Source organism: Actinomadura bangladeshensis (assembly GCF_004348335.1).
GTDB classification, from domain to species: Bacteria; Actinomycetota; Actinomycetes; order Streptosporangiales; family Streptosporangiaceae; genus Spirillospora; species Spirillospora bangladeshensis.
Window position 1 is genome coordinate 1 of sequence record NZ_SMJW01000228.1, and the last position, 12,723, is coordinate 12,723.

The following is a 12,723-nucleotide window of genomic DNA, read 5'->3' on the forward strand; positions in this document are numbered from 1 at the left end:
AGAGACAGGGTGGGGGGTATCCCATGGCGGCTCCTGACCGAGGTGATCAGCGGGGGGTTCGCTCGCGACACGATACGCCGCATCCCGGCCGCATCCCGGCCGGGCGGCCGGATTCAGCCGGGACCTACTTCAGGAGGCGGGACATGCGGCGGTCGGCGAGCGGCTTGCCGCCGGTCTGGCAGGTGGGGCAGTACTGGAGCGCCGAATCGGCGAAGGACACCTCCCGGATCGTGTCGCCGCAGACCGGGCATTTCTGGCCGGCCTTGGCGTGGACGCGGAGGCCGGTCTTCTTCTCGCCCTTCAGGTCCTGTGCTTCGAGGCCGCGCGAGCGTTCCACGGCGTCCCGGAGCGTGGTGACGATCGCCTCGTGCAGGACGGCGACGTCGTCGTCGGTGAGCGTTGCGGCGATCTTGAAGGGGGACATCTTCGCCGCGTGCAGCACCTCGTCGGAGTAGGCGTTCCCGATGCCGGCGATCACCTTCTGGTCGCGCAGCAGCCCCTTGATCCGGGTGCGCTTGCCGTTCAGGATCCCGGCGAGCGCGCCGGGTGTGAAGGCGTCGTCCAGCGGGTCGGGGCCGAGGGAGGCGACGCCCGGGACGTCCGACGGGTCGCGGACGACGTAGACGGCCAGGCCCTTCTTCGTCCCGGCCTCGGTGAGGTCGAATCCCGAGCCGTCGTCCAGGTGGACGCGCAGGGCGAGCGGGTTCCTGCCGCCGGGGCGGGCGGGCCGCGCCGGGATCTCGTCCCGCCAGCGCAGCCAGCCGGCGCGGGCCAGGTGGATCACGAGGTGCAGCCCGTCGACGTCCAGGTCGAGGAACTTGCCGTGCCGGGACGCGCCGGTGACGGTCAGCCCGCCGAGCGCCGTCACCGGCGGGTCGTACGTCTTCAGCGCGGAGATGGCGAGAACATCGACGCGGGCGATGGCGTGACCCACCACGCGCTCCCGCAGGAACCCCGCCAGCGCCTCCACCTCAGGTAGCTCAGGCATGCCCTCAGTATCGGCGAACCGGCGGGGTGATCGTCCACAGGGCTGTGGACGCCTGTGGAAAACCCTGGGGAATCCCTGTGACCGGGATCTCGGAACAACCCCTAGGGGGTACGGGTTGTCAGGGTCGTAGCGTTATGGCAGCATGAGGAACGCCAGATACCCCCCAGGGGTAATAAGCGAAGGAGACGCCGATGAGCACCGCCACCTACACCGTCACCGGGATGACCTGCGGCCACTGCGTGAGCTCGGTCACCGAGGAGGTCGAGCAGATCCCCGGCGTGACCGCCGTGGACGTCGACCTCCAGACCGGCAACGTCACCGTCACCAGCGAGGCCCCCCTCGACGACGCGCAGGTCAAGGGCGCCGTCGAAGAGGCCGGATACCAGCTGCAGTCATGACCGGGGCGCCCCTGCGGGGGCGCACCCTGACGCGCATCGAGTGGAGTGAATCGGCATGAACAGCGCGACCAAGGTGAGCGCCTACGTCCTGGGCCTCGCCGTCGTCTTCGGCGGCGCGGCCGGGATCGGCAAGGCGGCCGGCCCGATCGGCGGCACCGCGGAGATGGCCTCCCATGAGGGCGGCACCGGCGGCCACGGCGGCGGGCACGGCGGCGGCACCGTCGCGTCGCACGCCCCGGGCGGGCTCCAGGTTTCCGAGGACGGCTACACGCTGACCCCGCGCACCACGACCGTGACCCCCGGCGAGAAGACCGACTTCCGGTTCACCATCGACGGCCCGGACGGCAGGCCCGTGACCGGCTTCACGCCGCTGCACGGCAAGCGCCTGCACCTGATCGTCGCGCAGCGCGATCTGTCCGGCTTCCAGCACCTGCACCCGACCGAGATCGGGGGCGGCGTCTGGACCGTGCCAATCGAGCTGCCGAAGCCCGGCGTGTACCGGTTCTTCACCGATGTCCAGCCTCAGGGCGCGGCGCGTCAGCTGACCCTGGGCATCGACGTCTTCGCTCCGGGCGCCATGCGGCGGACCCCGCTGCCGAAGCCCGAGCAGGTCGCGAAGGTGGACGGGTACGAGGTCGGGCTCACCGGCGGCCTCACTCCCGGCAAGTCCACCGAACTCACGCTGACGGTGAGCAAGGACGGCAAGCCGGTCACCGACCTGCAGCCCTACCTGGAGGCGTACGGGCACCTGGTCGCGCTGCGGCAGGGCGACCTCGCCTACCTGCACGTCCACCCGGACGGGGAGCCGGGCGACGGCAAGACGAAGCCGGGCCCCGGCGTCACGTTCTTCGCCGAAGCGCCCAGCACCGGCGCATACCGTCTGTACCTGGACTTCAAGCACGACGGCAAGGTCCGGACGGCCGAGTTCACCGTGCACGCCGGCGATGCCGGGGTACCCGCGGACGAGCCGGGGCACGACGACCAGCCCCACGGGCACTGAACGAACCGCACGATCGAGGCAGAGGAGGAGCGATGAGCACGGACACCGAGTCCGGGCGTATCGAGCTGGCGATCGGCGGTATGACGTGCGCGTCGTGCGCCAACCGCATCGAGCGGAAGCTCAACAAGATGGACGGCGTGACCGCGACGGTCAACTACGCCACCGAGAAGGCCAGCGTCGAGTTCTCTCCGGGGGTGTCCCCGGAGGAGCTGGTCGCCACGGTGGAGCAGGCCGGCTACAGCGCCGAACTGCCGGCCGCGCCCGCGGACGGCGCCGAGGGAGAACCGGAGCCGGACGACGGGCTGCGCCCGCTGCGGGAGCGGCTGATCACCTCGATCGTGCTGTCGGTCCCGGTCATCGCGATGGCGATGATCCCGGCGATCCAGTTCGAGGGCTGGCAGTGGCTGTCGCTGACGCTGGCCGCGCCGGTCGTGGTCTACGCGGGCTGGCCGTTCCACCGGTCCGCGGCGATCAACCTGCGGCACGGCACGGCGACCATGGACACGCTGGTCTCGCTCGGCACGATCGCCGCGTTCGGCTGGTCGCTGTGGGCGCTGTTCTTCGGCACCGCCGGCGAGCTCGGCATCAAGCACGGCTTCGAGTTCTCGATGACCCGCTCGGACGGGTCGATGAACATCTACCTCGAGGCCGCGGCCGGCGTGACCATGTTCATCCTGGCCGGACGCTACTTCGAGAAGCGGTCCAAGCGCCGCGCCGGGGCCGCCCTGCGCGCCCTGCTCGAACTGGGCGCCAAGGAGGTCTCGGTCGTCCGGGACGGGCGCGAGGAGCGCATCCCGGTCGACACGCTCGCGGCGGGCGACGTGTTCGTCGTCCGCCCCGGCGAGAAGATCGCCACGGACGGGACGGTCGAGGAGGGCTCGTCCGCGGTGGACGCGTCCATGCTGACCGGCGAGTCGGTCCCGGTCGAGGTCGGGCCGGGCGACGCCGTGGTCGGCGCGACCGTGAACGCGGGCGGGCGCCTGCTGGTGCGGGCGACCCGCGTCGGCTCCGACACCCAGCTCGCCCAGATGGCGCGGCTGGTGGAGGAGGCGCAGACCGGCAAGGCGCAGGTGCAGCGGCTCGCCGACCGCATCTCCGGGATCTTCGTCCCGATCGTGATCGCGCTCGCGGTCGGCACGCTCGGGTTCTGGATCGGCACCGGCGAGCCCCTCGCCGGCGCGTTCACCGCAGCGGTCGCCGTGCTGATCATCGCCTGCCCGTGCGCCCTCGGCCTGGCCACCCCGACCGCCCTCATGGTCGGGACGGGACGCGGCGCGCAGCTCGGCATCCTGATCAAGGGCCCCGAGGTGCTGGAGTCGACCCGCGCGATCGACACGGTCGTCCTGGATAAGACGGGCACCGTCACCACCGGCCGCATGGCCCTGGTCGACGTCATCACCGCCGACGGCGTCACCGAGGCCGAGGTCCTGCGGCTGGCCGGGGCGCTGGAGAACGCGTCCGAGCACCCCATCGCGCAGGCGATCGCCAAAGGCGCGGTCGAGCGGGGCGGTGAGCTGGGCACGGTCGAGGACTTCGCGAACATCGAGGGTCTCGGCGTCCAGGGGATGGTGGACGGCCACGGCGTCCTCGCGGGACGTCCGCAGCTGCTCGCCGAGTGGTCGCAGCACCTGACGCCCGACCTGGAGCGCGCCATGGAGAAGGCGCAGGCGCTCGGCCACACGGCCGTCGCGGTCGGCTGGGACGGCGAGGCCCGCGCGGTGATCACCGTCGCGGACCAGGTCAAGCCGACGTCCCGCGAGGCGATCGACCAGCTCAAGGCCCTGGGCCTGCGTCCGGTCCTGCTCACCGGGGACAACGCGGCGGTGGCCCGCACGGTCGCCGACACGGTCGGCATCGAGGAGGTCATCGCCGACGTCCTGCCGCAGGACAAGGTGGACGTCGTCAAGCGCCTGCAGTCCGAGGGCCGGACCGTGGCGATGGTCGGCGACGGCGTCAACGACGCCGCCGCGCTCGCCCAGGCCGACCTGGGCCTGGCGATGGGCACCGGGACGGACGTGGCGATCGAGGCGTCCGACCTGACCCTGGTCCGGGGCGACCTGCGGGCGGCGGCGGACGCGATCCGCCTCTCCCGCCGGACGCTGGGCACGATCAAGGGCAACCTGTTCTGGGCGTTCGCCTACAACGTGGCGGCCCTGCCGCTCGCGGCGACCGGCCTGCTCACCCCGATGATCGCCGGCGGCGCGATGGCGTTCTCCTCGGTCTTCGTGGTCAGCAACAGCCTCCGCCTGCGCCGGTTCAAGCCGCTGACGGCCGCCTCGGACGGCACCGTCAAGGCGGCCTCCGAGCCCGGCCGTCACGAGGTTCCGGCACCCAGCTGAGCGACCCGCCCGTGAGCGCGCGGCCCCTACCCGGGGACCGCGCGCTCACGCATGCGGGCACCGTCTCGCCACGCCTGTTTCACGGGAAACCTCAGAGCCGGGGTGCCGCAGCGGCCCGACGCGGAGCGCGGGCGTGCCGCGTCCTTCGAGGCGATCGTGTCAGGGGCGGAGGACGCCCAGTAGCTGCGCGAGGGCCGGGTCGTCGGCGGCGTCGTCGAGGGCCGCGGTGAGCGTCTCGGCGTAGGTGGGGGCGGCGTTCCGCTGGACGGCGCGCCCCTCGTCGGTGATGACGGTGTAGACGCCGCGGCGGTCCTTGGGGCACATGTCGCGGCGGGTGAGCCCGGCGGCCTCCAGCCGGGCGGCCAGCCGGCTGACGGAGCTCTGGTTGAGGCCGATGAGGTCGGCCAGCTCCTGCATGCGCAGCTCGCCGTCGGCGGCACGGGACAGGCGGCACAGCGCCCGGTACTCCGAGAGGCCGATACCGTGCCGGCTCTGCAGCGCCTTGGCGAGCCGGGCCTCGACGCGCCCGTGCAGGGTCACGACGCCGTCCCAGAGCAGACCGTCCGCCGTGACCGGCGCCTTCTCGTCCACGCTCATGCCTTACCCGCTTCCTGGTTGACACCAGCGTACATGCACCGCCAATATCTGCATGTACATACAACACATGCATGTACATGCAATTAGGAGCAGGGCATGATCGAGCGCATCGCCACCACCCCCGACTGGTACGAGCCGTACCGGATCTCCCAGGCCGTCCGGGCCGGCGGGTTCATCCACGTGTCCGGGCAGGCCGGCATCGACGAGCACGGGCGGACGGTGTCCGGCGGCTTCCTCGACCAGGGGCGCCAGGCGTTCCGGAACGTCCAGCGCGTGCTCGCGGCGGCGGGCGCCGACCTGGCCGACGTCGTGAAGATCGGCATCTTCGTCCGGGACATGGCGGCCGACCTCGACGACGTGATCCGGCTCCGCGAGGAGTTCCTCAGCGAGCCCTACCCCGCCGACACGCTCCTTGAGGTGTCCTCGCTCGCCCGGCCCGACTGGCGCATCGAGGTCGAGGCCACCGCAGTCGACACCACCGCGGTCGACGCCGGCACGGTCGCGAGGTGAGCACGATGACCGGCACGCTGCTGACCCCCTATGAGGGCCGCCACCTGACCCTGCCCAACCGGATCGTCATGGCGCCGATGACGCGCGGGCGCGCCGACGACGCGACCGGCGTCCCGCATCCGCTGACCGGCACCTACTACGCGCAGCGCGCGACGGCCGGGCTGATCGTCACCGAGGGCCTCTGGCCGGACGTCCTCGGCAAGGGCGGCCCCGGCGTCCCGGGCCTGGTCACGGACGCGCAGGTCGCCGGGTGGCGCGAGGTCACCGGAGCCGTCCACGCCGCAGGCGGGACGATCTTCGCCCAGCTCTGGCACGTGGGGCGGATGACGCACCCGCTCATCCTGCCGGGCGGCGCGACGCCCCTCGCCCCGTCCGCGGTCCGGATCGAGGGCGAGCCCGTCTACACGAGCGAAGGCGACGTCGAGCACGTGACGCCGCGCGCCATGACGACCGCCGAAGCGGAGGCGGCCGTCACCGGTTTCGCCGCGGCGGCCCGCAACGCGATCCGCGCCGGGTTCGACGGCGTGGAGGTGCACGGCGCGAACGGCTACCTCATCCAGCAGTTCCTCGCCGAGAACACCAACCGGCGCACCGACCGGTTCGGCGGCTCCCGCTCCGGACGGCTGCGGTTCGCGCTGGACGTCGTGGAGGCCGTCGCCGCCGAGGTCGGTCCCGGACGGGTCGGGCTGCGCATCTCCCCGCACAACCCCGAGAACGAGATCGCCGAGGAGGACCCGCAGGGCACCTACCGGGCGCTCGTCGACGCCCTCGATCCCCTCGGCCTCGCCTACCTCCACGTCATCGAGCGGGGCGCCTACGGGGCGCTGGCCGACCTGCGTCCGCGCTGGTCGGGGACCCTGATCGGGAACTTCAACGGGCCGGAGCCGACGACCCGGCGGGCCGGGGAGCAGGTCGTGGCGGTCGGACTGGCCGACCTGTTCTCCTTCGGGCGGCTGTTCATCTCCAACCCCGACCTGCCGGCCCGCTTCGCCGCGGACGCGCCGCTCACCCCGCACATCCCCGAGCTGGTCTACGGCGGAGGCGGCGAAGGCTACGTCGACTACCCGGCCCTCGCCGCCGCCGAAATCCAGAGCGCCGACGTCTAGAGCGGGACGTCCCAGAAGGCGAGTTCGTGGCGCATGCCCTCCAGGAAGAAGCGCTCGGCCGTCTCCGTGTCGGCCCCGGACTCGTCGATCATCTGGGCGATGCGGCGGGTCAGGTCGGCGAAGCCGGGGTCGGCGTAGGTGTCGACCCAGCGGCGGTAGCGCGGTTCCGACGGCGGGTTCTCGGCGAGCCGCTGCCCGAGCGTGGAGTAGCCCCACATGCACGGGTAGAGGGCGGCGAGACCCTCGTCGTAGACGGCGGCGCTCTCCAGCAGGAACGAGGTGTAGGCGACGCAGGCGGGCCCCTTCTCGGCGCCGTCGAGGTCGGCCGTGAACTCGGCGGAGAGGGAGCGGTGCAGTTCCATCTCCTCGTGGAACGTCGAGTAGGCGAGGTCCACGAGGTCGCCCAGGTGGGCGTCGGGGGCCTGCCAGGCGAGGCGGGAGAAGACGCGCACGTAGTCGTGCAGGTAGAGGTAGTCCTGTTCGAGCCAGGAGCGGAATACGGCCTCGTCAAGGTTCCCTTGGGCGATGCCCGCCACGGTGGGGTGCTTGAGCTGCTCCTCCACCAGGGGACGGCCGAGTTCTTCCAGATGTGCGGCGAGACTCATGGCGGCCAGTCTGCCCCAGACCCGGCCTGACCTGGACATCACCCGCATACGACCAGGCCCCGCCGGATCGTGCGACCCGGCGGGGCCCTGGTCGTGCGGCCGGTGTGTGGGTCGCCTCTCGGCGAAAGGCACAATACGGCTCCAGCCGGACGGTATTCCGTAAAGGCAAAAGGTGAGGCCCGGGGACACCAGGCACACCGGCTGTCATGTGTAACCGACGGGCCCCCGGGATTGTTCCCTGGTCCCCGCGAAGGTCCCGGTGCGCCGGATCGTGTGCCATCCCAGGCGCGACCCCAGCAGCGCCGTGACCACCGACTGGACGACCACCAGGTACATGAGCTGCCGGTAGACGAACTGCTGCAGCGGCAGTGCCCACAGCGGACGGATGCGCTCGCCGTCCAGCCACAGGGCGTACGCGCCGGCGGCGGCCTGCGCGGCGACGAACGCCGTCCAGGTGAGGACGGGCGCGACCGGGTCCAGGAAGAGCAGGCCGAACAGGGCGAACAGGTCCACGGCCGGTGCGAACAGCGGGAGGAGTACCTGGAAGACCATCAGGTAGGGCAGGCAGCGGCGTCCGAAGCGTCCTGAGCCACCGGTCTCGATGACGGAGCGGCGGTGCTTCCACATCGCCTGCATCGTCCCGTAGCACCAGCGGTAGCGCTGCCTCCACAACTGCCTCAGGGACGACGGCGTCTCCGTCCAGGCGATGGCCTTCTCCTCGTAGACGACGCGCGCCCCAGTGCGGCAGATCGCCATGGTGAGGTCGGTGTCCTCGGCCAGGGTGTCGCCTGGCACGCACCCCACTTCGGCCAGGACCGACCTCCGGAACGCGCCGATCGCGCCGGGCACGGTCGGCATGCACTGGAGGATGTCGAACATCCGCCGGTCGAGGTTGAACCCGATGACGTACTCGATGTGCTGCCAGCGTCCGAGAATGCCGCCCCGGTTGGCGACCTTGGTGTTGCCGCTGACCGCGCCGATCGACGGGTCCGTGAACGGCGCGACGAGGTGCCGGATGGTGTCGCGCTGGAAGACGGTGTCGCCGTCCACGAGCACGAGGATCTCGGACCGGGCCGCGAACAGGCCGGCGTTGAGCGCACTGGGCTTGCCGCCGTTCGGCTTCCGCAGCAGGTAGACGCCCGGCAGGCCGAGGCCGTCGACGACCGCGGAGGTGCCGTCGGTGGAGCCGTCGTCCACCACGATCACTTCGACGCTGCCCGGATAGTCGGTGTCGAGGAGCGACGCGATCGTCGCCGCGATGCCCACCTCCTCGTTGTAGGCGGGGACGATCACCGACACGGGCGGGAACGGATCCGGCGGCAACTCCCCGAATCTCGTCATCTCCGGCATGACGGGCGGACGCGGCCGGCGGACGCGGCGCATGTGGACGTGCGCGAACACCAGCAGCAGCATCAGCCGCAGCACGTACAGGATCCCGGCGGCGGCGAACAGCGCGCCCATCGTCCCGGTGAGGGCGGACGCGGCGCGCTGGGCGGCGACGAGCGTCCAGCCGACGGCCTTCTCGTGCGCCGGCACCTGGACCTCCGCGGCGGGCATGCCGAGCGCCTGCGTGAGCGTGGTGAACCGGTACCCGCGCGGCTGGAGCCGGTCGATGATCTGCTCGACGGCCGCGACGGTCTCGGCCCGGTCGCCGCCGGAGTCGTGCAGCATCACGACCGCGCCCTCGCCGCGCCGCTCCGCCTCCAGCGCCGTCCGGACGATCGCGTCGGTGCCGGGACGGGCCCAGTCCTCGGTGTCGCGGTCGGTGAGGACGACGATGTACCCGTCCTCGCCCGCCCGCTCCGCCGCGCGCCACTCCGGCTCGGTCAGGCCGTCCGGGCGGGACGAGTACGGCATCCGCATCAGCCGGGTGTGGACGCCCGCCGCGCCCGCCAGCGCCCGTTGTGTGAGGTCCATCTCCAGGCGTCCCCGCCAGGCGGGCGCGGTGGCCAGGTCGACGTGCGTGTACGTGTGCGACCCGATCTCGTTGCCCTCGTCGAGGACGCGGCGGGTCAGCGCCGGGTTCTCGGCCACGTGCGCGCCGATGGTGAAGAACGTGGCGTGCGCGTCGCGGCGGCGCAGGACGTCCAGGATCCGCGGCGTCCACTCGGGGTCGGGGCCGTCGTCGAACGTCAGCGCGATCGTCTTCGGCGGCATGCGGCGGCTGCGCGGCGTGCCGTCCGCGAGGTTGAGCACGGGCCCGCCGGAGCGGACCTGCGCCGGCGCCGGGACCGGATGCCCGGGGACGTCCCTGGGCGCCTCGCCGACCGCGCCGTGCGCGAAGCCGTCGAGCAGGAGGAGCACGGTCAGCGCCAGCCCGCCGAGCATGAGCAGGGCCCAGTGGCCCCGCGGCTCACTACGTCGCACGGTCAGCGGGTCTTCTTGTTGCCGCGTCCCCATGCGGGCGGTTCCGCCTGGGACTTGCCCGGATGGGTCGAGGTCACGGCCGTCGGCGAGGGCCTCGCCGCCGAGGGCGCGGAGGACGACCTGGGCGCCGTCGACGGAGCGGGCGTCCCGGCGGGTCCGGAGGGTCCGGGCCTGGCGGCCGAGGGCGGATCAGCCGTTCTGGACGGCGCGACCCGGGGCGGGGTCACCTTCACGTGCGGACGGGCGGACGGCTCGCTCCACGGCGTCAGCGGCACATTCGTCCCCGTCGTCATGCCGAGGCCCAGCGCGCCGAGGAACACGACGAGGAGCGCACCGGCGAGCAGGCCCAGCCGCCGGCCGAGCCGGGCGCGCCAGCCCGACGCGTCGACGAAGACGGGAGGCGCCTCCCTCAACGGTCTCGTCTCGGTGGCCGGATCCGGCGGGGACTCCACCGGCGGCCTCGCCAGCGGCTCCGCGGCCGGCGGGATGCCGGTGACGAGAAGTTCGTCCCGGTCGTACGGGGAGTTGCCGATCATGTTCGTCCAGTATTCGGTGCGGGGAGGCGGCGCCCCCGGCGACACGGGCGTCAACCGTTCAGCGCCGACCCGCGAGTACGTGTCACACCACGGGGAGAATTTCTGCACAATGGCGCGATGGACGAGGACGAACTCGGTCGTGCGCTGCGGGCGGCGCAGGACGGCGACGAGGAGTCCTTCCGCGTGCTCTACCGAGACGTCCAGCCGCGCCTGATCCGGTTCGCGGGCGCGCTCGTCGGCTCGGACGCCGAGGACGTGACCTCGGAGGCGTGGCTGCAGATCGCCCGCGACCTGCGCTCGTTCCGCGGCGACCTCGACGGCTTCCGCGGCTGGACGGCCACGATCACCCGGCACCGCGCCCTGGACCACCTGCGCCGCAAGTCCCGCCGCCCCGGCTCCGACCTGCCCGCCGAGGAGCTGATCGCGCTGCCCGCCGGCGGCGACACCGAGCTCGACGCCCTGGACGGCATCGCCACCGAGGGGGCGCTGCGGCTGATCTCCGAGCTGCCCCGCGACCAGGCCGAGGCGGTGCTGCTGCGCGTCGTCGTGGGGCTGGACGCCAAGTCGGCCGGGAAGGTCCTCGGCAAGCGCGCCGGCGCCGTCCGAACCGCCGCGTACCGTGGCCTGCGCCGCCTCGCCGAGCGGCTGCCCGAGGAGACTTTCGAGGCGGGCGCCGCCCGGTCGCCGGGCGCTGACGCCGCCCGGCCGCTCGTCAAGGGTGACAAAAGCGGCAGTACCGGCGCTGAGGGGGTGTCATGAGCGACCACACCGAGGCCGGACGGCTCGACCAGCGCACCGCCGAGCAGCTGCTCGGCGGCGCGGGCGGGCACGCGCCCCTGCACTCCCTCCTGGCGGCCGCCGCCGCGCCGGGCCGCCCGGAGGAACTCGCCGGCGAGGACGCCGCCGTCGCCGCGTTCCTGGCGGCCCCCGTCCCCGCGCGCGCCTCCCGGCTGGCCGTGCTGCGCCGGTTCATGACCGCCAAGGTCATCGCACTGATCGGCGGGACGATCCTGCTGACCGGCGGCGTCGCGTACGCGACCGGGCACTTCCCCGGCCAGGACCCGGCGCCCGCGCCGTCCCCCGGCCACCACCGCCAGGGCGGCGACGGCCACGACAACACCCCGGCGACGCAGTACTCGCCGACGCCGCTGCACACGTCGCCGACGCCGTCGCCGTCCTCGTCCGCCTCCTCGGCGGAGGAGCAGCAGCGGCACGGGAAGGCCACCGCTCCGGGGCAGCAGAAGAACAGCCCGAACCCGCACAGCACGAGCGCGCCGCCGCGCGGGCCCGGCAGCGGCAACGGCACCCCTCCGACCGCCAAACCCGGCAAGGGGCAGCAGACCCACGGCACCGGCGGCACGGCGAAGCAGGGCTCACCGACCGGCGAGAAGTCCGGTCGCGGGGCCGAGAACGGCGCCACGCGGCAGCCGGCCCCCGCCCCGGCGCCGTAGTCAGAGGCAGCCCTCGAACTGGGGGACCTCCACGTCCGACAGGTCGAGGCCGGACGCGCCGAACCAGGTGCGCATGAGCTTCGCCATCGTCCCGTCCTGGTACATCCGGGTGATGGCGCGGTTGATCGCCTCGCACCCGTCGGGGTCGCCCCTGCGGATCGCGATGCCGGTGCGGCGCTCGCCGAACCTGGAGTTCAGCAGCCGGAACCCGTCGCCCTGCCGGGTCTTCAGGCCGGCCAGGATGGTGTCGTTCGTGGTGATCGCGTCGATCCGGCCGTCCCGCAGCATGGTCATGCAGTCGTCGTAGGACCGGGCCGCGACCGGCACGGCCGGCACCTGCCGCTCCACGGTCACCGCCTCCGCCGCACCCGACCCGGTGACGGCGCAGATCCGGCGGCCGGCGAGGTCGCGCACCCCGCGGACGCCCTGCTCGCCGTCCCGGACGAGGATGTCCTGGTACGACAGCAGGTACGGGCCCGCGAACGCGAGCCGCTGCTTCCACTCGGGTTCCAGCCAGAACGTCAGGACCATGTCGACGTCGCCGTCGCGGAGCAGGCGTTCGCGGTCGCGCGCCAGTGCCGGGGCGAAACGGACCTTCTTCCCCATCCGGTCGGCCAGGTAGCGGGACACGTCCACGTCGAGACCCTCGAACGTCCCGTCGGGGCGCTTGAAGCCGATGCCCGGCAGGTCCGGCCGGACGCCCGCGACCAGCGTGTCCTCGGCCAGGATGGACGTCCCCTCGCCGCCACCGCACCCGCTCATCGCGGCGCACGCCACCACCAGCCCGGCCGCGACCAGTCGCCGCATCCCCGAATCCCCCGATCCC

13 protein-coding genes are annotated in these 12,723 nt (G+C 72.8%); 7 read left to right on the forward strand and 6 right to left on the reverse strand.

Annotated elements, in window-relative coordinates:
- Positions 1-124 precede the first annotated feature (124 nt).
- On the reverse strand, positions 125-988 hold the full coding sequence (locus tag E1284_RS31575; protein WP_131943814.1) for an Fpg/Nei family DNA glycosylase: 864 nt from the start codon (positions 986-988) through the stop codon (positions 125-127).
- 191 nt (positions 989-1,179) lie between these two features.
- Here E1284_RS31575 and E1284_RS31580 point away from each other — a divergent pair, with 191 nt between their 5' ends.
- Genes E1284_RS31580 through E1284_RS31590 form a run of 3 tightly spaced genes read left to right on the forward strand, consistent with a single transcriptional unit; the run spans position 1,180 to position 4,725 of the window.
- Positions 1,180-1,386 carry a heavy-metal-associated domain-containing protein gene (locus E1284_RS31580; RefSeq protein ID WP_131943815.1) on the forward strand — a complete coding sequence of 69 codons (207 nt, stop codon included), beginning with the start codon at positions 1,180-1,182 and terminating at the stop codon, positions 1,384-1,386.
- A 55-nt stretch (positions 1,387-1,441) separates the two neighbouring features.
- Positions 1,442-2,386, forward strand: coding sequence for a hypothetical protein (locus E1284_RS31585; protein WP_131943816.1), 945 nt, complete (start codon positions 1,442-1,444; stop codon positions 2,384-2,386).
- A gap of 32 nt (positions 2,387-2,418) precedes the next feature.
- The gene (locus tag E1284_RS31590; protein WP_131943817.1) at positions 2,419-4,725 is read left to right on the forward strand and encodes a heavy metal translocating P-type ATPase; all 2,307 of its coding nucleotides are present in this window, start codon (positions 2,419-2,421) and stop codon (positions 4,723-4,725) included.
- Between the two features lie 159 nt (positions 4,726-4,884).
- On the opposite strand, the gene E1284_RS31595 is transcribed toward E1284_RS31590, so the two are convergent.
- On the reverse strand, positions 4,885-5,322 hold the full coding sequence (locus tag E1284_RS31595; RefSeq protein ID WP_131943818.1) for a MarR family winged helix-turn-helix transcriptional regulator: 438 nt from the start codon (positions 5,320-5,322) through the stop codon (positions 4,885-4,887).
- Between the two features lie 96 nt (positions 5,323-5,418).
- On the opposite strand from E1284_RS31595, the gene E1284_RS31600 reads away from it, so the two are divergent.
- Both E1284_RS31600 and E1284_RS31605 read left to right on the forward strand, forming a co-directional pair.
- Positions 5,419-5,832, forward strand: coding sequence for a RidA family protein (locus E1284_RS31600; RefSeq protein WP_131943819.1), 414 nt, complete (start codon positions 5,419-5,421; stop codon positions 5,830-5,832).
- A gap of 5 nt (positions 5,833-5,837) precedes the next feature.
- Positions 5,838-6,938, forward strand: coding sequence for an alkene reductase (locus E1284_RS31605; RefSeq protein WP_131943826.1), 1,101 nt, complete (start codon positions 5,838-5,840; stop codon positions 6,936-6,938).
- Here E1284_RS31605 and E1284_RS31610 read toward each other — a convergent pair.
- The 3 genes from E1284_RS31610 to E1284_RS31620 form a co-directional block, all read right to left on the reverse strand.
- The gene (locus tag E1284_RS31610; protein ID WP_131943820.1) at positions 6,935-7,543 is read right to left on the reverse strand and encodes a TenA family protein; all 609 of its coding nucleotides are present in this window, start codon (positions 7,541-7,543) and stop codon (positions 6,935-6,937) included. The genes E1284_RS31605 and E1284_RS31610 overlap by 4 nt on opposite strands.
- Before the next feature lie 204 nt (positions 7,544-7,747).
- The gene (locus E1284_RS31615) at positions 7,748-9,910 is read right to left on the reverse strand and encodes a bifunctional polysaccharide deacetylase/glycosyltransferase family 2 protein (RefSeq protein WP_243714862.1); all 2,163 of its coding nucleotides are present in this window, start codon (positions 9,908-9,910) and stop codon (positions 7,748-7,750) included.
- 2 nt (positions 9,911-9,912) lie between these two features.
- Positions 9,913-10,446, reverse strand: a complete 534-nt coding sequence (locus E1284_RS31620; RefSeq protein WP_131943822.1) for a hypothetical protein — start codon at positions 10,444-10,446, stop codon at positions 9,913-9,915.
- A 117-nt stretch (positions 10,447-10,563) separates the two neighbouring features.
- Here E1284_RS31620 and E1284_RS31625 point away from each other — a divergent pair, with 117 nt between their 5' ends.
- Together E1284_RS31625 and E1284_RS31630 are read left to right on the forward strand one after the other, a co-directional pair.
- Positions 10,564-11,205 carry an RNA polymerase sigma factor gene (locus E1284_RS31625; RefSeq protein ID WP_131943823.1) on the forward strand — a complete coding sequence of 214 codons (642 nt, stop codon included), beginning with the start codon at positions 10,564-10,566 and terminating at the stop codon, positions 11,203-11,205.
- Positions 11,202-11,897, forward strand: coding sequence for a hypothetical protein (locus tag E1284_RS31630; protein WP_131943824.1), 696 nt, complete (start codon positions 11,202-11,204; stop codon positions 11,895-11,897). The genes E1284_RS31625 and E1284_RS31630 overlap by 4 nt, the downstream gene beginning before the upstream one ends.
- Here the strand turns inward: E1284_RS31630 and E1284_RS31635 are convergent.
- Positions 11,898-12,723 (reverse strand): transporter substrate-binding domain-containing protein (locus tag E1284_RS31635; protein WP_243714863.1); only part of this gene is annotated, 826 nt, incomplete at its 5' end.